Below are 19,175 nucleotides of genomic sequence, written 5' to 3'. Positions count from 1 at the left end.
TTTTGAGCAGCGATCCAACGCCGCGAGCACCGCTTCAGGGGCTTTTTCAGAGGTTCCTTAGGTGGGAAAAGGGAGGGTCGTGCGGTATCGCACCGACTCTGTCCCGGCAGCCATGGCGACCTGTGTGCCACCGGGGACACCGGGGACCTCCGCCAGCAGCATCTGTGGAAGCAGCCCGTATTGTTCATCCGATAGAATAATGGTCTCCACGGCCGTGGATCGGAAATAATCCGGAAACGCCTCGTCCACGATACCATTCAACGCAAGTTCGTCGACGGATACGATCGGCTTGCCCACCGTGATCGACTTCACCAGGATCAGACGCGTCGCACCCAGCCGTTGCGCCAACCAGGCGGCGAGACTATCGGATGTGACGCCCCAGCTCTGCTCTATCGTCGGGTCTTCGCTGACCATGGTCAGCGGTAACCATACCGGTACTGTCGATCGGTGCAGTGCCGCGTGGATATCCGCTACGCTGGTCGCCGGAACCAGGCCTGGCTGCAGGCCGGTCAGCATGATCCCGTACTGCGCCATTGCCAGCAAGGCCATATAGTGCGCACTGGGGTCGTCATATTTCCAGAACAACTGCGAATCGTGTACCAGTTCCGCAAACGGGCCACCGCCAGGCACGATGACGACTTGGCCACGGAAATAGCAGTTCAGTGCATCCAGCCACAAGGGCAAGGTCTCAGCCGTGGATAAACTGCCGCCGATCTTCACAATCCACATAGTCGCTCTCCGTGAGCTTCAGAAGGCTCAATAGCGGTGCCACCTTGTCGAGGGTTTCCTGATATTCGGCTTCCAGTTCCGAATCATGAACGATACCTCCGCCGGCCCAGAACCGCAGGGTCTCCCCGGAATGCACCAGGGTCCGGATCGCAATATTCGTATCCATGGATCCATCGACACCGACATACCCGATGGCACCGCAATACACGCCACGCCGGTGGGGTTCGAGTTCCTCGATGATCTCCATCGCGCGGAGTTTCGGCGCACCTGTTATGGAGCCGCCCGGAAAACACGCCTGCAGGAGCGCCAGCGCATCGCAGTCGCGGCGTAATTTTCCGGTGACGGTACTGACCATATGATGTACCGACGCATAGGTCTCCACGTCGAACAGCTTCGGTACGGTGACACTGCCGAGATCACAGACCTTGCCCAGGTCGTTCCTCATCAGGTCGACGATCATCAAATTCTCTGCACGGTCTTTCACGCTGGTGCGGAGGTCCTGGGCGTATGCCCGATCAATACTCTTGTCCTGCGCCCGTGGCCGTGTGCCCTTGATCGGCTTCGTTTCGACACGCCCGGACTCGACCCGCAGGAATCTCTCCGGTGAACTGCTCAGGATCTGACAATAAGGGGTATTCAGGAACGCCGCGAACGGCGCCGGGTTGAGGCTGCGCAAGACACGGTAGGCCTGCCACAGAGAGCCTTCGACCTTCGCACTGAAACACTGCGCCAGGTTGACCTGATAACAATCCCCCTCGCGTATGTAGTGCTTGATGCGGTGAAATGCATTTGCATACTGTGCGAAGGAAAGATTGGAGGTTGGCGCCTCCAGCACCCTGAAGGGCTTGGAGACCGGAGGCACGGGCCGGGAGGTGTCGAAGCAGTCGCACAGCTCCGCCCAACGGTCCAGCGTCCGCGGATCCCGCCCCAGCGCGACCAGTTGACTGCGCCGGCGAAGATGATCGACGACCACGGCCCAGTCGTAAATCCCGATGGCCATATCGGGAACAGGGTCCGTAGCGGCGGCCTTCACCGGGAGCCTTTCGAAGCGACGCCCAAGGTCATAGGAAAAGTAGCCCATCGCACCGCCACGGAAAGGTAACCCGGAAACCGATGGCTCGACCGGCCCAAGGTAGCGGCGCACTAATGCATAGGGACTCTCCGTAGAGATCTCGACGCCTGCTGCCGTGTGGATTTCGGTAAGCGGGCCGCGGGTAGTCAGTGTGATGCCTGGATCCGCCGCCAGGATGTCATACCGACCCTGCCCGATATGCGGCTGCCCGCTGTCCAGGAAGATGGCCCAGGGCAGTTCCGCCACCCTGGCGAACAAGGTGGCGCTGTCCGTGGAATAGGGGAGTTCCACGCTGTGGGGGCGGCTCATCCCGTATCCTCCAAGGCCAGGCCGGCCACCGCCACGGCCGGGGCACAATCGGACACATCTCCGCCAGACAGCATCCCGACATCGATGAATGACTGAAATTCCAGGTAAGAACGTCGCATACGTTGCGCCAGACGCCGTACCAGGAAGCGCCCTACTCCGGCGCCCACGAGCGGTGCGTCGGCCGCCAGGGTGTGATGATCCAGGACCCGTGCGCAGGCACTCCCGATCAGGGCCAGTTGCATGGCAGAGAAACGACGCGCCACTTCGCCCCAGCAGTCGAGGTCACGGCCGTCCTCCAGATCCAGGCCCAGCATGCGCGCGATACGGCGCACGCTGGCGTGAACGGTCTTGGGGCGGCCATCGGATGTGGGGTGGAGGTCGGCGTGGGTCGGCAGTTCACCCGTCACGCGGTAGACATCCGCCATGGTCGCGAAATGTTCGGCCATCAGCGGCACCCAGCTACCCTCATAGTGTACCCCCGAAGCGACAGCCATCAGCGGTGTCCGTACCACCCCCGTATAGACCAGTTCCCCCGAGCATAACCGTGCATGGTCCGTGCTACCGCACACGGTGGGTTTGCCGCCTTTGAACACGATGATATCCGTCGTGGTACTGCCCACATCGATGAACACGCCCGCGGGCAGCCGCCGGGCAACCAGAGTGGCACTGGCAAGCCAGTTACTGGAGGCGACCAGATGCTCCACGGTGGGCGCCAGGGGCGGCTCCACAAAGCCCTCACTGCCGGCAAAAATCCGGGGTCGCGCCGGCGACAGCAGTGCGGAGAGTCGCTCGACGATGAAGCGCACACCCTCGACCCGCGACTCGAACAAATCCACGAGCTCTCCGGTCATGGTCACGGCGTGGACGGCGTGCCCACCCGGAAAGGTCGCCATCACCTTCCGGACCGCGTGTCCGAGATGATCACCGCCCTGCCACAGCGGGCATGCCACCTGCTTGACGGCAAGCACGTTCCCACTGGTACTCAGGCAGGCGGCCTTTACATGCGCACCGCCCACATCCCATCCGATCACGGTTTCATGCGACATGCGCAAGGTCCTCACTGAGCGCGACGGTCACCGTGCGCAGCCGCTCGCAGACCGGTAGAGGTGTCCCCGGGTCCAGCAGGGAGAGTACCAGTGCCGCCACATTCTGTCGCACCGCAGTCCGCAGCGCCACGTAGGATGTCGTCAGCCGCGGATTGATCTCCACCACCAGCAGCCTGTCGTCCCGCGTATGGATCACATCGACGCCGACATATCCCCACAGGCCGGGCAAGGCCCGGGCGATTGCGGTTGCCAAGCGTGTGAAGCGTTCTTCTTCGGATGCCAGGTCGATATTGACCCGGATGGCACACAGATGGAGTCGCCCATCATTCTCTAGAAACTGTTGGGCATTGACACACAGGACGCTCGCCTCCCCATGGCGGCACAACAGCGAGAGGCTGAGTGGTTCCCCTTCGATGAAGGGCTGCACGACGGGCCTGCTGGTCCGATCACAGCCTGCAAAGTAGTGGCGCAGCCCGGCAGGAGAAGCGAATATCCGGAGGCCTTCGCAGCCGACACCGTCGTCGGGCTTGATGATCCAGCGTGCGCCTGTCTCCGGCATGTCATCCGGTGAATCGAAGGTCGCTACGACATCGATACCGGCCACATCGAGCCGCTGCGCGGTATGCCGCTTGGAGCCCGCTATCGCCACGGCCTCCGGGTGACTGCTCAACAGCACCCGACCCGCCGACTCGACCAACTCGCCGACCCTGTGCAACAATCCACCCGTTTCCGGCATGATGGGCCAGACCGCATCGCAGCTGTGAATGCAGGCGGCCCATTGATCCCAGATATCCTGATCGGCGCGTGGCTCGAATACCGGGCAGTCGACCGCCGGTGCCGCGAGACGTGGGTCACGGCTGACCAGCAACTCGATACCGGGCAGGTCAGCGAGATCACGCAACAGGGCATCCACCATGAGCTGCGCCTCGACCCCGATGCCAGGCGGCCATTCCTGCCCGATCAAACCACCGCCCGTGATATATTCGACAACAAATATCCGCATCGGAGCACCCTGCCTCTGCTACCAGTAATCCCAGTGATCGATCTCGCCGGCGGCCGCGTGGTACACGCAACGGGCGGCGATCGGCGCAGCTATCCCGCCATTCGCAGCGTATTGAGCGACTCCGATCTGCCCACCGAGATCATCGCCGGCTTTCTACGTGTTCATCCCTTCACGCGTCTCTATATCGCCGATCTGGATGCCCTCTGCGGCCGGGACGACCAGACGCCCGTGATCGCGGAGCTCGCCGGTCGTTTCCCACAGATCGAGTTGTGGGTCGATGCCGGGTTCGCGACCATGGACCAGTTGCTCCGCTGGCAATCACTGCAGATCGGTACCGCTGTCCTCGGCAGCGAGACCATCGGTCCCGGCCTGCTGGCGGCGCTCGTGGGCCAGCAGGACGACTACATCCTGTCGCTCGACTATCGGCAGGGCCGCCTTCTGGGCTGCGCCGATGATACCGTGTCACCCTCGCTGTGGCCGGCCCGCGTCATCGTCATGAGCCTTGATCACGTCGGGCACCATGCCGGCCCCGACTTTGATCGCCTGCAGCGCCTGAAGATCGGCAATCCCCAGCACAGCCTGTACGCGGCCGGTGGCGTACGGCATGCCGACGACCTGCACCGACTGCAGGCGCTGGGCCTGGCTGGCGCCTTACTGGCCAGTGCACTGCACAGCGGGGCCATCGATAGCCACACGATGCCCTTCGTACCTTAGGGGCCTGTCGGGCCCAGGTCCGACAGGTGCCTAGGCCACGACGGACAGGGCCGGTTTTGCAGCACCGCCCAAGCCCGCGCGCAGGGCCGATGATCGGCCATCCAAGGCAGTGAAATAATGCAGCAGCGCCTCGCTCCCGCGCTGCTGGAATTCAGCCAGTGTCGGCCCCCGATAGTGACACCATGACTGCTGCGTCTCGAACAGCCGCAGCTCTTCCAGGCCCGGCAGATAATCGATCAGCCGTTCCCAGATGTAGATGCAGAGCATCTCGGTGGTGGAGCGCCAGGCAAGTTCGGGGGCGACATAATTGAGATGGTGGTGATCGAACAGGTCCACGACGTGGCGGGTTACGACGCGCTTCAGATAGCCATAGTCGATCACACAACCGGTCTCCGGATCCACCCGACCGCGCACCCGCACCTGCAGCGTATATCGCCCTCCGTGCTGGTTCGAGCACTTGGCTGGATGATCGGTGATGAAATGTGCCGAGTCGAACACCAGTTCCTTGACGACACTGACGACCGGCGTGTCATCGTGCAGACGCTCCCATACCCCGGGCAACTCCTCGAGATGTCGGCGCAGATAATCGGTGAGGCGGGTACTGTCGTCCAATGTACGGCAACGCAGCAGCGCGCCCTCGCTCCCCGCCGTAGCCTCCAGGATCAATACATCGATCTGCTCATTGCGCCGCAGCGTGGTACGGATCTCTCTGGCATCGGCCTCATTACCGACATGAATGAAAAGATACCCCTCCTGCATTTCCCCGGTCAGCGCCACGCAGACGGCGAGCATGAGGCGAAAGTCCGGTGGCGGGGCCAGTGACAGCGATGCGGCTGCGGATCCAAGCAGATTGCTTCGCAGCGTCTTGAGGCGGCTGAACGAGACGACACGGTTGGTGGACGTATTGAAGCGGTATTCCTGCCGGAACATAAATCCATAGTCTTCGAGGTACTGCAGACACCACAAGAGCAGGTCGAGCCGACGGATCTCGCCCGGAACGACGGCGAAGCCGTCCTCTTCCCGCAGGATACCGGCTACCCGGGTCGCCTGCAGGACAGCCCTCGCCCTCTCGGAAGGGTGTCGGCGCACGCGCGGATAGTTGCCTTCCGAATCCGGAACATTGACTTGATCCGCAGCCAGAAGCATGTCGAGCGGCAGTTGGTGGCGTAGCGCATATTCATGCAGCGTCAGCCCGGAACACTGCAGCAAATGATCGTTTTCCAGGCGGGCGATGCGCTCGCCGCATTCCAGACATTCCATAGCGGAAGCCTCCATATTGTCGGCTTTTGACCGGTTCTCCGCGATAACTGACGTTGCCCCGGCGATCCGGGGCAACATCCAGCTTCCTGCTAGGCGTGCGCCGCGAAAGGGTGCTCGGTGCTGTCCTTCTGCTTGACGACGTCAGCCACATTGGGCTCACCCAAGACCGCACGCTTGATCGACAGCTTCGTGGCCTCGTAATTGAAGTCCTGGATCTTGGCATCGTCCTCTGCGAGCCAATGGATGAAGACACCCACACAAATGAACAGATCTTCCGCCTCAGCCATCGGGATGGTGCCGTCTTCCACACAATCGGCGACGGCCATGGCGACGCCACGCTGCGCAGGCCCGAACATCTGCACTGCCTGCTTGGCACCCTTGATCGTGACCTTGTTGAACATGACCGTCGCCGGTTTCACCATCAGATTCGGCGTCACCACGGCCAGAAGGCCATTGACCCCTTCCTTCTGGTTGGTCAGCGTCTGACAGAACGCCGTCTCCGCGGCACTGTTACGTGGGCCGATGATCAGGTCGATGTGAGCGACCTCGTTACCATCACCCACCAGGGCCTCACCTACCATCACTTTGTTTATCTTTGCCATTACTACGTCTCCTTATTGCAGGTTGCTTCTTGAAAGAACGGTCGAGGAATAGCAACCTGAGCCATTTCCTTCCCCGTGGTCGAACAGAACAGTTGAAGCAGGTAGCGTCTTCTCGAGCCTCCATAGCGTGAGGGTGGCGACGATCAGATCCGCCGTTGTGCCGGGATTCACGCCCCGACGTTTGAGCTCTGCATCGAATTCCAACAATGCGTTGGTCGATGCCTCGCCAGTGTGATGCCGGCTCAATTCCAGCCCCACGCAGCGCGCCCGGCGACACACAGCACGCGCGACATCGTGACCATGCCGCCGGACGATGTGCGAATCCGGGATGGACGACAACGTATCGATGTACGTCGCCGCGATCGCCCATTCCTGCCGGCCCCAATGTGCTATGGCGGTGTGATAACGGGGCAGCAGATCATCAAAAATGTCCCGGAAGCCATGGGCATATTGATAGGCTATGCGGTCGTGCCCCTGCGCCGCGCGCATCGCCTCGAGCAGGGATACTTGCGGCTCCGCCTCGGACAGGTCGTGGTCACCGACGCTCCCCATGCCGCCGGGCTCAGCCAGTCTGATCGCCCGGTAGGCCAGACAGGCATCCGTGTCGTCCAATGTCGTCAGCACGTCTGCGAGCGCAGCCCGCAATGACACCCGGGAGGTGACGTGGAACACTGCGTGTACCAGCGGCGCGCACAGCAAGACGATACCGAGATTCGTGTTCATCCGGACGACGTTCCGGGTCGCCTGAATGGCACGCAAAATCCGTTCACCGACACGCTCGGCCGGCCTCGAGAGCGCGGCGGAGGCCGCCGAGGCGCTGACAACGAAGTCATCCACGCGCATACCATGCCCCGCACCGTAGATGCTGACATTGCCCGGCTTGAGCGCGCCGACCTCGGCGATACACGCGAACAATACCGCGTCCTCCACGCACCGCCGGGCCATGCCGCTGTCATGCTGCAGTCGCACCGTGTTCATGCGGATATCACCCGCAACCCGCCGTTCAGCAGATAACGTGAACAGAAGTCATCGACCAGGGCATGAGCCATGTCCGTCTCGGTTGTCTCCTGCAGGCCCTTCCAGGCGGGTATCCCATTGACCTCCAGCACCGAAAACGCACCTGTCTCATCCAGAACCAGATCGACGCCCGCGTAATCCATCTCCAGTGCCGCAACGGCCGCTTCGGCAATCGCCGCCAATTCACCCTCCGCACGTTCCGTACTGCAGCGTGCACCTTGAGCGACATTGTGAATCCAGCCGCCTCCATGCCGTTTCATCGCGGCCACTGCACGGCCATTGATCACGAACACGCGCCAGTCGTAACCACACCCTTCGATGTAACGCTGCATATAGTAGACACCGTTGTACGCAGCGACATCCGGGAGATCGTCCGTTCCACCGACCCGCACCACCCCCTTTCCCTGCGAGCCGAACAGCGGTTTCATGACCAGCTGGTGTCCGGCCGCACACTCCCTGCGCAGGATATCCCGCGCCAGGTCCGGATTTGCCACCACCCAGGTCGGTGGCGTCCGTACACCTGCCCTGGACAGGAGAAGGCTGGTCATCCCCTTGTCGACGCTTCTTTCGATCGCGCGACCGCTGTTGTATACCGGGACCCCCAGGAGCTGCAGCCCATGCAGCACATCGAGTCGCAGGATGACCTCTTCCAGCGTGCCGCCTGAAATACCGCGTACGAATACACCGTCCGGCAACCTGTGCTCGAAACCCGGCAGGATCGGCCCCGGCCGCGCGTCCCCGGCTGCCAGGCCGCAATCTGCCAGCGAGACGACCACGAGTTCGCAATCCCGCTCGGCGAACGCCGCCTGCAGGCGTGCCCCGTGCCACCCGGGATCGTCGCTGACGAGTGCGATGTTGAACGTCACGGGGCGCCTCCGAACGATCTCTCCAGGACGTCCGGATCGAAATTGCCGGCGTGGTAGCTCCTGCCGCTATCCAGGCAGGACACCGTCACCTGCGCGGGGCTGAACAACAGCGGGTCTATCTCGAAGAAGTCATAGTCATAGTCCTTGAATACCTCGGCGAACGGGCGACCATAATCACGTGATGCAGAGCTCGGCATCCGTTCCGCCAGGTCTCTTGCCGCCGCGTCGCTTCCCCGGACGTAGAGCTGTACGTGACCGGCATACAGAATGGCGTCATTCGTACGCCCCATGGCAACCACGAAATCCGGTGATGGTGGTGGCAGCGGCGCGCTGCCCATACCGTCGATGATGTCCTGGAGCGGAAAGCCCAGGCTGTGCGCCTTGTGCAATGCCACCTCGAGTACCCTGGCGACTACTTGCGTGGTCCCGGCCAGACTCTGGGTGGGGGTCAACAGGAGCGTCAGCCGTTCCGGTGCCACACCGCAAGCGGCCGCAATCTTGCTCGTGAGTTCGACCGGCGGTTGCTTGGAGACCTCCAATACGAGGCAGGTTTCGTCGGCCTCGTCCTGGTAGTCGAGCTCACCGAAGAGATCCTCCTTGCGTGCCAGGGCACGTCCCGGTCCCGAGCCGAGGGCGTGGAAACCCTCCTTGCCCTTGCCGTGTGCCAGAGACCAGCCCGCATATTGACTGGCCAGGCAGGCGAGTACGGGATTGCAGCTGTGGACGTTGAGACGCACGGGCCACGTCCCATCGTTACCTGCGGCACCCACACCGACACGACCGAGTCCGCCCATGCAGATCTCGGCAATCCGCCGCCCCGCCTCCAGCCCTCCCGGCGCGGCGATACCGGCATCGATCAGCAGGCAGCCGTTGTCGAGACGCACTTCGCTCAACCGCAGCGACAGCGCGTCCGCGCGCAGCGCCGCCACCAGTCGGTTGGCATGGGCATTGACGCTCGGCTTCATAGCGCACCCACCGCCGGAGCAACTCCGCTACGCGCCAGGTGTGCAGGTGCCCGCCGCCACGCGCGGGCGCCTCCGCCGCACGCCAGGGCCCGCAGGACGCGACCACTTCTTTCCGACAGCCGCTGCCGACTGCGCCCCAGGCCATCACTGACGGCCAGCACTGTGCATATCGGTTCTCCGGGCTGGAATTCGGTCAGGTCCGCCGGGATATCACTGCACCACGAAGGCCATTGCACAGGTTGCGAAATCCGTACCGCATGGTTCGCCCTGACCACTGCATGGGCCCACATGGGGCCGGTCGTCGACTGGCGGCGCAGCGTGCCGCCGCGGCACGCCTCGATATGTTGTTGCAACAAGCCGGTCTTACTGCCCTGGTCATAGAGATCCACCGTCGCAGTCGGCCTGGCATTGAGCTCCAGGACCACAGGACCCGTGTCGGTCACGATCAAATCGACACCATTCAGACCACGCAGGTGGAGTCGCTCCTGCAGCCCCTGGAGCATGTCCATCACCGCAGCACGCAACTGCCGGCCTACAGGCATCCGGCTTATGGCCCCGCCGTAGGCGTTGCGATTCGATCCCACGCGTCCCGCTGTAAATAGTGAATTGAAGCCGATCACGGCGATGTCCCGCCCATTGGCCACAAACAACACGGACACAAGCTCGCCGACCACCTGTCTCTGATAATAGCAACCGCTCTGCTCACGCACTGTTCCGGCCGCTGCCACGTGCGCGCCACCGCTGGCCCCCACACGCTTCGCCAGCCATCCGTCGGGGTCCGCAGGGCGATCCGTCCGGACGGTCGGGTGCGGAATCGCAAGCTCGTCAAGCAACGCAAAAAACCTCACCGGATCGGTGATCCGTCGAAGCACATCCGGTTCATTGCCGAGCAACTCCCGCTGCTCTGCGAGCTGCTCCAGTGTGTCGGGACACGGCTCGAAACCGGCGCCATACACCAGGCATGGCCACTGCGATGCGGGAAACAGGTCCGCTGCGGTTGCAAGCAGGGCCGTGGTATCGAAGCGCATGACGCCGCCATCGACCGTGCCCGCCACCCGGACACAGGTGGCCGCATAGCGCCTTGTATCCTGATCGGCGAAACAATCCAGCACACCGACACGTGTCCGCTCGATCGCTGCCGACTGGGCCAGTACGCGCCCAGACAACGCGGCGATCAGGCTGTGATCAGCTATCCGCGACATGGCTGCGAGCAACCTCGAAGGCGTCCTGAAAATCGAGAAACAGCGGCTTGTCCGACTCCACCATCAGCCGGAACAACGCCTGCTGGACGTGATATTTCACATTGCCGACGGCGAGCGCACCAACGCCACGCACCTGCTCCAGTCCGGCAAGCGGATCGCCATTGTGAAAGAGCTCGACGCCCTCGACACCCAGGGGCGGAACGGCATTCAGGTCGCCGACCAGCTTGAGATCGTGGGAGGACCGCAGCTGCTCCAAGGTGAGAATCTGCACCCCGGCCGCCGCCGCACCAAAGATGACATCGGCGCGCTTCATCAGCTCCACCTTGAGGGCATCGGAACTGCCGTCTGCCGCCTCGGCCTGGACTCCGTAGCGCGTGCTGCAGACATGCGCCGCCTCCGCTGCGGGACCGTGCCCGGAATGGCTCACGATGGTGACGTGCGCCCCCACGCGTGCCGCCAGCACAGAAGTCGCAATCCCTACCGGGCCGGTCCCGCCGAACACCAGCGCCCGTTGACCCTGCAACTCCACACCATGATGGGTACGCAATTGTTTCTCGACCGTCGCGACCAGGGCGGCCGACGTGGTGAATGCACCGCTCGGATCCGCAAATACGGAGATCTCGAAGGGGGGCACCATTGCGTCCCGGGCAGCCTCCAGCATATCCATGGCCACACCGGTGTCGCGCCCACCGATGAACATACCCGTACGACGTACCCCCTTTGGGCCACGGGAGAATATGGCATCCTGCACCAGCGATGTGACCTCCGACGTCTCTACACCGGTATACGGGATGAGGGCATCCCAGCCGGCGTCGTAGGCCATGTTCACGTCGAAGGGACTGACGTTCTTTCCCGGCGTGATCATGTGTAACAGCAGTGGTTTTTCCATCGATTCTTTCCCCATGGCAGCGTCGGTTACACGGATACCAGTGTGTTCTTCCGTAGTCGGGCCGCGTCGAACGTGACGATGGAACCACCCGTATTACGCGCTGCGACGACCTCGAAATGCAGCGACAGGGTCGCCGGGTAACGCCTGCGGGCTGCCTCCAGCAAGGACGCTGCCTCTGCGGCACTCCCCACAATGGCAAAGCCGGTCGGCCCCCAGGAACTCTGACCGATCCCGGACACGCCTTCGGCCTCCAGCCAGGCCAGGGCAGCGGCGACCCGGGGACTGGAAAACCGCCCTGACTGGGCAGCAGAAAAATGGTCACCCACCGTCCGTTGCAGTTCACCGATGGCGGCCCCGAATACCTGGCAATCCCGTTCGGCCAGCGCCGGCAGGGCCTGCAACAGCATCAACCGGCACAGGCGTTCGGCCTCCCGGGCGGGAAACTCGGGCAAATCCCGGAAGGCCTGCACCTCCTCAGGACCGTGCATGCCGGCGGCGTGCCGATCGAAGATCAGGAGAATTCGCCACTCGGCCGGAAAATCCTGACGCAGAATGATCGGCGGTGGCTGATCACCGCTGCCGCGGCCGCCATCGATGATGAAACCACCCTGCTCGAACGCCCCGATGCCGATACCCGAGCGCACCCCACGCTGGCCCGCGGCAGCGATTCCGCGCGCATCGAGCCCCAGCCCGTAGAGACCGGCCAGCGCACTCCCCAGCGCGAGTACCAGCTGGGTGCCGGAACCCAGACCAACATGATCCGGAATCGCCCGCACGACCCGGATGGCGACGCCCTGCGGCAGCCCAAGCCGCTTGATCAGTGCGGCCGCGTGGGTCATGACACGCGCCCGCGAGGCCTCGGGACCTTCGTATTCGAGCGTCTTCGCCGGGCGGGCCTCGATCTCGGTAGCGATTCCATCGAGTGTCAGACCGATACTGCCGAACCGTCTCCCCAGATTCCCATTGAGGTCGAGAAAGCCCACATGGAGGCGCCCGGGTGCTTGCACGCGGACGGTTCTCCAACGGGTCACGTCGGCAGGTTCAGTGCTCATACGAGCCATAGAGCAACCCGCATGCCAAGTGAGAAGTGACCGGGTTCAGGGGCCCTCAACCGTCACGGGCACCATGGATGCCACACAAACGGGACACTCTGTCACAGGGCGCACGATACCGGTGTAGCAGTTCTGCCCGCTCGTGATGGGACACCGTCTCTGAAAAGACACACCACCGTGTCGGATCGTCCGCGCCCGGGCATTCGCACTGCTGCCATAGACGGTCTACTACCAGCCCTCTTCAATTGGCATGGTCTGTGCTGCCGCACTGTACGTGCACGATGCTGAGAACACCCTTGCGCCCGGCGGACAATTTCTTTCCATAACCGCTTCCCTGCTCTGGAAATGAACCATCGCTCGCAGAGACCTATGTCGGACATGAATACGGCCAACGAGACCCGGTTCGAGAACGTCGCGTGCCCTTTCTGCGGCTTGTGTTGCGATGACCTGACACTGACGGCCCGAGGGTGCAGGGTCGACGTGGTCGCCAATGGCTGCGAACTGAGTCGCCGTGGCTTCGGCGCGCCCCTGCCGCCAGCCACGGCACTGGCCAGACAAGCGACGATCCAGGGCGATACCTGCACACTGGACGAGGCGATCGCCTACGCCGCGGACCTGTTGCGGCAATCCCGTCTGCCGCTGTTTGCCGGACTCGGCACGGACGTCAATGGTGCGCGCGCCCTCACCCGCATGGCCGACCGGATCGGCGCCATTCTGGATCACATGAACAGTGACGCCATGGCGACCAATCTCGCCGCGGTTCAGGACAACGGCTGGATCACCACGACGCTCACTGAAGTCCGCAACCGGGTCGACACGCTGGTCGTCTTCGGCGCGGGTATCGGCAGCGGCCTGCCACGATTCTACGAACGGTGTTTTTCGAACGTCGATACACTGTTCGACAATTCCACCGCCAACCGGCGCCTGTATCTGATCGGGGATGAACCGCTACCCGCCGGGGTAGACCCGTCACAGGTGGTGCGCATCCCCAGTGCACCGCAGAATCTGGTGAATGTGGCAACCACCCTGCGCGCCATTCTAAATGGTAATACTGACCGCCTGACCCCCACCGACGGGATCCCGATGGCCGACCTGCAGCAGCTGGCGGACCGGTTGCGTCAGTCGGTCTACAGCGTCTTCACCTGGGTGGCCGGCGATCTGGACTTCCCGCATGCCGATCTGACGATACAGACGATCTGCAATCTGTCCCGTGATCTCAACAAAAAGACCCGGAGTGCCGCCCTGCCACTGGGCGGCAACAATGGTGACCATACCTTTGCGCAGGTATGCACCTGGCAGACCGGCTATGCGACGCGGGTCAATCTCGCCACCGGACACCCGGAGTATGACCTGCATCGATACAGCGCTGCCCGGCTGCTCGCCGCGAAGCACGTCGATCTGCTACTTTGGGTATCGGCCTACGCTGCCGACCGCCTGCCACCCGCGGGTGAACTTCCCACCATCGTACTCGGACGGGCATCGATGCAGCTGGACCGTGATCCGAAGGTTTTCATTCCGGTTGCAACCCCCGGCATCGATCATGAAGGGCATATCTACCGGTGCGATGGTGTGGCCACACTGCCACTCAAAAAGCTGCGCTCGTGTGACCTGCCGGATGTCCATACGGTGGTAAGCCGGATCACGGAGATGCTGTAACCATCTTCAAGGATGACCATGCTCATAAAGCTCCAGTCCGGTACGGTCTACGATCCCACGAACGGCATCGATGGCCAGGTCCGTGACCTTTATATACGCGCTGGCCGCATCATAGAAGCGCCGGTGAGCGGTGACGAGAAATGCACCGTCTACGATCTGCGCGGCAAGGTGGTCATGTCTGGCGGTATCGACATCCACACGCACATCGGCGGTGGCAAGGTCAACATCGCCCGTACACTCCTGCCCGAGTTCTGCCGCGAGAACCCCAGTGAACGGCACGGACTGTTACGCTCCGGTTGCAGTCACGCCACGCCAACGACGCTGCTTACGGGATATCGCTACGCGGAAATGGGTTATACGGCCGCCTTCGAGCCCGCGGTACTGCCGATCAATGCACGCCAATCCCACATGGAGATGGCCGATACACTGCTCCTGGACACCGGTGGCTACGCGATCCTCGGCAATGATGACTTTCTGCTGCGCATGCTCTCCGATGGCGCCGACCAGGAGGCCATCAACGACTACGTGGCATGGACACTCCACGCCACGCAATGCGTCGGCATAAAGGCTGTCAACCCTGGCGGTATCAACGCCTTCAAATTCAATCAGCGGAAACTCGACGTAGACGAGAGAAATCCCTACTACGAGGTTACGCCGCGACAGATCGTGCAACGGCTGAGTCGCGCGCTGCACGAACTCGGGGTGCCTCATCCACTGCACATCCATGCGAGCAATCTCGGTGTTCCCGGCAACTACCGGACCACCCTGGAAACGATGGCTGCCGCCGAAGGCCTGCCGCTGCATATCACGCACGTGCAGTTCCACAGCTATGGCACGGAAGGTGACAGAGGCTTCTCATCGGCCGCCGCCGAGATCGCGGAGGCCGTTAACAGGAACCAGAATATCAGCGTAGACATCGGCCAGATCATGTTTGGCCAGACGGTGACGATATCCGCCGACACCATGCATCAGCATGCCAATCACCGGCATGCGCACCCACGCAAGTGGATTTGCACCGATATCGAATGTGAGGCCGGTTGCGGCGTAGTCCCGTTTCGGTATCGGGACCAGAATTTCGTCAACGCCATGCAGTGGGCGATCGGTCTCGAGCTGTTCCTGATGATTGACGACCCGTGGCGGGTGTTCCTGACCACGGACCACCCCAACGGCGCCCCGTTCACGAGCTACCCGCACCTCATCCGCCTGCTCATGGATCACAGCTTCCGTGAAGATCAACTCCAGCGGATCCATCCCGATGTGGCCGCGCACTCCCGTCTTGCCGGCCTGCGCCGGGACTATTCCCTCTACGAAATTGCCATCATGACCCGCTCCGGCCCCGCCCGTATTCTGGGACTGCAGGACCGCGGTCACCTGGCGCCGGGTGCATGGGCCGATATCGCCGTGTATGACGATCTGCCGGACCGGGAGGCCATGTTCGGCAGGCCCGCCTACGTATTCAAGGATGGGGAGCTGGTCGTCCGCCATGGTGAGGTCTGTGGGCTCGTGCCCGGTCGGACGCATGCCGTGCGCCCGGAGTTCGATCGGGGCATCGAGAAACATCTGAAATCCTACTTCGACCGCTACCACACCGTGAGCCTGGACAACTTCAAGATCAGTGCCGACGAAATGAGCGGTGGCATCGGCAGCGAAGTCATGCCGGTGGCGTGCGGGCGACGGGAATCAAAGTGATCATCAACGGCGTCACCATCGAAGACACCTTCGCGGAGGCCTTCGGCATGAAGGCCACGCGGGTGATCATTACCGCGCTCAACGAGACCTGGGCCCGGAACGCCGCGGTGACGATGACCGGATTCGCCACATCGGTCATCGGCAGCGGCATCGAGGCCGGCATCGAAGCCACCCTCGGGATCGACCAGACCCCGGATGGCCGCCCCGGTGTGTCGGTGCTGCTTTTCGGCATGTCGGCGAAGGATCTGGAAAAGCAACTGGAGCGCCGCGTCGGCCAGTGCATCCTCACGTCACCGTCCAGCGCCGTATATGCCGGAATGGAAGGCGCCAAGACGATCAATCTGGGCCGCAATATCCGCTTCTTCGGCGACGGCTTCCAGATCTCCAAGCTGATCGGTGAGCGACGCTACTGGCGCATACCCGTCATGGATGGGGAGTTCGTATGCGAAGAACGGACCGCCTATGGGGATGCCGTGGGCGGCGGGAACTTCATCGTGTTGGCAGCCTCCCAGGAACAGGCCCTGACCGCATGCGAAGCGGCGGTTGTCGCGATGCGCCGTATCCCCAACGTGATCATGCCCTTTCCCGGCGGCATCGTGCGGTCCGGGTCCAAGGTGGGATCCAAATATGCCGCCTTGCCCGCCTCCACCAATCACCAGTTCTGTCCGACCCTGCGCGGAATCACGGCGTCCAGGTTGTTACCGGATGAAATGTCCGTATTGGAGATCGTCGTCAACGGCCTGGCGGACACCGATGTCAGGGCCGCAATGCGTGCCGGCATCGAGGCGGTGTGCGCACTCGGGTCGACGGCCGGTATCCGGCGTGTGTCCGCCGGAAACTATGGTGGCAAGCTCGGGCAGTTTCATTTCCATCTCCGGGAGGTCATGGCGTGACGACGCCCATCACCCTTTCCTTGCGCGCCGCACCGGCTTTCGCCATCGATCTCAGCCCGCTGTGCGCGGTCGCCGAAAAGAACACGGATCCCACACGGATCGCCGATCTGCGGCTCGGGTACGGGAACCGCAATGTCCGGCTCGGCGACCTGTTCGACGTATCCGGGACCGATTCGACTCACATCCATATCCACAACAGCTGCGCCGCGCTGCATGGTATAGGCGCGGGCATGACGTCAGGCCGTATCGATGTCGATGGGGATGCCGGCGATTACCTTGGCCTCGGTCAACGCGGCGGTCACATCACGGTACACGGAAATGTGGGTAATTTTGCCGCGTGCGGATTGCGCAACGGCCGCATCGACATCCACGGCAATTGTGGCGACTACGCCGGTGCTCCGCGGACGGGCGAGATGCAGGGTATGCGCGGAGGCATCCTGTGCATCCACGGAAACGTGGGAGACCGCGTCGGTGATCGCCTGCGGCGAGGTCTCATCGTGGTCTCCGGGGACGCCGGCGCGTATGGCGGCACACGCATGATCGCCGGTACGATTCTGATCATGGGGCGTACCGGCCCCTACGTCGGCCATGCGATGCGGCGTGGCACACTGATTCTGGCCCAGCCGCCCGATCCACTGCCCGCCACCTGGGTGGACTGCGGCACCCATGAGCTCGTATTCCTGCGCCTGTTCTGGCCGGCCTTGAGGGATATCGATGCGGATATTGCCCGGACGCTGGAGTTCACCAGCCGCAGCAGACGCTATTGTGGTGATCTGAGTGGTATCGGCAGGGCCGAGATCCTGGTGCCATCCAGGCACTGAACAGCCTTATTCATTTGATCGTTACGGAGGCCAATGTCTGCCATGCACAATCGAATCGTCATGCGTATCGGTGAAGCCCTCGGCGATGCCGAACCGGTAGAACTCTGTGCCGAACCAGAGGTCGTCATCGGCGCACTGGATGGGCCGGTGGGGTACGCCTTCGCGACCCTGCTCGGCGACCAGACCAAGGGCCATTCCAGGGTTCTGGCCATTCTGAATCCCGATGTTCAGGTACGCCCTGCCACCCTGATGGTGAGCAAGGTCACCGTCAAGGACGAAGCCTATACGAACATACTCATGGGCACGGTACAGGCCGCCATCGCCAACGGCGTCCTCGATGCCGTTCGCTACGGTGACATTGCACGCGAACATGTCTATGGCCTGGGGATCATCGTTTCAGTATGGCTCGATCCGAATATCCTGAAGCTTGAAAGGATCGATCATAAAACGCTGTTCGATGTCCATAGGGCGGCCATGTCCAGGGCCATCCACAAGGCTCTGCAGAATGAACCGACCATCGAATGGTTGCTGGAGAATCAGGACGCCATAGTCCATGAGAACTATCAGCTCGGGCTGGATGGCGAATTATAACCGTCATGGCGACGCCACCCGCGCGCGCCTCCACATCCGATTCCGGATGACGATGTCCCTGCCGTGGGCGGATGAACGATGCAGGCAATCCCGATGGACATCACCATGCCAGGACCACTGATCTCCATGGCTCGCGCAGGCTCCCTGCAATTGCTGTTCGCCGTATGGTTGTGCATGGCGACCGGATCGGCATCGATCGCTGCTGCCCCGGATACACCGCCCAACGACGCGTTTACACTGATCGACGAACAGGGTAATCCCTTCCGTATCGCCACTACCCGTGGCAAGGTCGTGGTCCTTTTTTTTGGTTATACATCCTGTCCGGACGTGTGTCCGACCACCCTGCTGAGCGTGAAGGCCCTGATGAACCGCCTGGGTGACGACGCGAACATGATCCAGCCCATCTTCGTCTCGGTCGATCCGGGCAGAGACACGCCCGAGATCCTGCGGCGCTACACGGATTACTTCCACCCCTCCATCATCGGCGTTACCGGCAGCCAGGACGCCCTGAGGCAGTTGGCTCGCCGTTACCATACCTCCTATCGGTATGAGGGGAAGACGGACAGCGGGAATTATGTCGTAGACCACACCAGCGACCTGTACATCCTGAATCCACAGGGCACACTGGTACAGGCGATCCCCTATGGCACACCGACCGATGTCGTCGTCGAACGGGTACGGACACTGTTGCCCTCCAGGTGACGCAATGGCCAGAGGGACGATCGGTCAGACACGACCGCCGATGTCCCACGCCAGTGCATACAGCGGCACGATGGACTGGCGTACATGGGTGCTTCAT

The 19,175-nt window shown here is 62.4% G+C and carries 19 protein-coding genes; 7 read left to right on the top strand and 12 right to left on the bottom strand.

Features of this window, described 5'->3' with window-relative positions; all coding sequences use genetic code 11:
• Positions 1-57 precede the first annotated feature (57 nt).
• From K8I04_10000 to K8I04_09985, 4 genes are read right to left on the bottom strand one after another with little or no spacing between them, the layout of a single operon-like run.
• Positions 58-729, bottom strand: coding sequence for an amino acid kinase (locus tag K8I04_10000; GenBank protein ID MBZ0072043.1), 672 nt, complete (start codon positions 727-729; stop codon positions 58-60).
• Positions 689-2,110 carry an aminodeoxychorismate synthase component I gene (pabB, locus tag K8I04_09995; protein MBZ0072042.1) on the bottom strand — a complete coding sequence of 474 codons (1,422 nt, stop codon included), beginning with the start codon at positions 2,108-2,110 and terminating at the stop codon, positions 689-691. Before pabB ends, K8I04_10000 begins: the two co-directional genes overlap by 41 nt.
• Entirely contained in the window at positions 2,107-3,156 is a 1,050-nt protein-coding gene (locus K8I04_09990; protein ID MBZ0072041.1) for a H4MPT-linked C1 transfer pathway protein, read from the bottom strand. The genes pabB and K8I04_09990 overlap by 4 nt, the downstream gene beginning before the upstream one ends.
• On the bottom strand, positions 3,146-4,159 hold the full coding sequence (locus K8I04_09985; GenBank protein MBZ0072040.1) for an ATP-grasp domain-containing protein: 1,014 nt from the start codon (positions 4,157-4,159) through the stop codon (positions 3,146-3,148). The genes K8I04_09990 and K8I04_09985 overlap by 11 nt, the downstream gene beginning before the upstream one ends.
• Positions 4,160-4,192: 33 nt before the next feature.
• On the opposite strand from K8I04_09985, the gene K8I04_09980 reads away from it, so the two are divergent.
• Entirely contained in the window at positions 4,193-4,873 is a 681-nt protein-coding gene (locus K8I04_09980; GenBank protein ID MBZ0072039.1) for a hypothetical protein, read from the top strand.
• 30 nt (positions 4,874-4,903) lie between these two features.
• Here the strand turns inward: K8I04_09980 and K8I04_09975 are convergent, their stop codons facing one another.
• The 8 genes from K8I04_09975 to K8I04_09940 all read right to left on the bottom strand — a co-directional run bounded on the left by K8I04_09975 (position 4,904) and on the right by K8I04_09940 (position 12,726).
• A complete protein-coding gene (locus K8I04_09975) occupies positions 4,904-6,133 on the bottom strand; it encodes a 6-carboxytetrahydropterin synthase (GenBank protein MBZ0072038.1) in 1,230 nt (409 codons plus the stop codon).
• Between the two features lie 89 nt (positions 6,134-6,222).
• Positions 6,223-6,735, bottom strand: a complete 513-nt coding sequence (gene fae / locus K8I04_09970) for a formaldehyde-activating enzyme (protein ID MBZ0072037.1) — start codon at positions 6,733-6,735, stop codon at positions 6,223-6,225.
• A 12-nt stretch (positions 6,736-6,747) separates the two neighbouring features.
• Entirely contained in the window at positions 6,748-7,713 is a 966-nt protein-coding gene (locus tag K8I04_09965) for a triphosphoribosyl-dephospho-CoA synthase (protein MBZ0072036.1), read from the bottom strand.
• Entirely contained in the window at positions 7,710-8,618 is a 909-nt protein-coding gene (locus tag K8I04_09960) for a RimK family alpha-L-glutamate ligase (GenBank protein MBZ0072035.1), read from the bottom strand. The genes K8I04_09965 and K8I04_09960 overlap by 4 nt, the downstream gene beginning before the upstream one ends.
• Positions 8,615-9,583: a methenyltetrahydromethanopterin cyclohydrolase gene (mch, locus tag K8I04_09955; GenBank protein MBZ0072034.1), complete on the bottom strand. Its 969-nt coding sequence runs from the start codon at positions 9,581-9,583 to the stop codon at positions 8,615-8,617. Before mch ends, K8I04_09960 begins: the two co-directional genes overlap by 4 nt.
• Positions 9,580-10,785, bottom strand: coding sequence for an ATP-grasp domain-containing protein (locus K8I04_09950; GenBank protein ID MBZ0072033.1), 1,206 nt, complete (start codon positions 10,783-10,785; stop codon positions 9,580-9,582). The genes mch and K8I04_09950 overlap by 4 nt, the downstream gene beginning before the upstream one ends.
• Positions 10,769-11,674 (bottom strand): methylenetetrahydromethanopterin dehydrogenase, encoded by a 906-nt coding sequence (locus K8I04_09945; protein MBZ0072032.1) that lies wholly within the window; start codon positions 11,672-11,674, stop codon positions 10,769-10,771. The genes K8I04_09950 and K8I04_09945 overlap by 17 nt, the downstream gene beginning before the upstream one ends.
• Before the next feature lie 26 nt (positions 11,675-11,700).
• A complete protein-coding gene (locus tag K8I04_09940) occupies positions 11,701-12,726 on the bottom strand; it encodes a GHMP kinase (GenBank protein ID MBZ0072031.1) in 1,026 nt (341 codons plus the stop codon).
• A 369-nt stretch (positions 12,727-13,095) separates the two neighbouring features.
• Here K8I04_09940 and K8I04_09935 point away from each other — a divergent pair, with 369 nt between their 5' ends.
• The 6 genes from K8I04_09935 to K8I04_09910 all read left to right on the top strand — a co-directional run bounded on the left by K8I04_09935 (position 13,096) and on the right by K8I04_09910 (position 19,078).
• Complete coding sequence (locus tag K8I04_09935; GenBank protein ID MBZ0072030.1) at positions 13,096-14,382, top strand: formylmethanofuran dehydrogenase subunit B; 1,287 nt, start codon at positions 13,096-13,098, stop codon at positions 14,380-14,382.
• Between the two features lie 18 nt (positions 14,383-14,400).
• Complete coding sequence (locus tag K8I04_09930; GenBank protein MBZ0072029.1) at positions 14,401-16,071, top strand: formylmethanofuran dehydrogenase subunit A; 1,671 nt, start codon at positions 14,401-14,403, stop codon at positions 16,069-16,071.
• Positions 16,068-16,964, top strand: a complete 897-nt coding sequence (gene fhcD, locus K8I04_09925; protein ID MBZ0072028.1) for a formylmethanofuran--tetrahydromethanopterin N-formyltransferase — start codon at positions 16,068-16,070, stop codon at positions 16,962-16,964. The genes K8I04_09930 and fhcD overlap by 4 nt, the downstream gene beginning before the upstream one ends.
• A complete protein-coding gene (locus K8I04_09920) occupies positions 16,961-17,785 on the top strand; it encodes a formylmethanofuran dehydrogenase subunit C (protein ID MBZ0072027.1) in 825 nt (274 codons plus the stop codon). Before fhcD ends, K8I04_09920 begins: the two co-directional genes overlap by 4 nt.
• Before the next feature lie 42 nt (positions 17,786-17,827).
• On the top strand, positions 17,828-18,376 hold the full coding sequence (locus tag K8I04_09915; protein MBZ0072026.1) for a formaldehyde-activating enzyme: 549 nt from the start codon (positions 17,828-17,830) through the stop codon (positions 18,374-18,376).
• Between the two features lie 78 nt (positions 18,377-18,454).
• Positions 18,455-19,078, top strand: a complete 624-nt coding sequence (locus K8I04_09910) for an SCO family protein (GenBank protein ID MBZ0072025.1) — start codon at positions 18,455-18,457, stop codon at positions 19,076-19,078.
• Positions 19,079-19,175 lie beyond the last annotated feature (97 nt).

The organism is Gammaproteobacteria bacterium (assembly GCA_019911805.1).
Taxonomy (GTDB): domain Bacteria; phylum Pseudomonadota; class Gammaproteobacteria; order Thiohalobacterales; family Thiohalobacteraceae; genus JAHJQQ01.
Note: the sequence above shows the minus strand (reverse complement) of the source record. Positions and strands in the feature narration are given on the sequence as shown.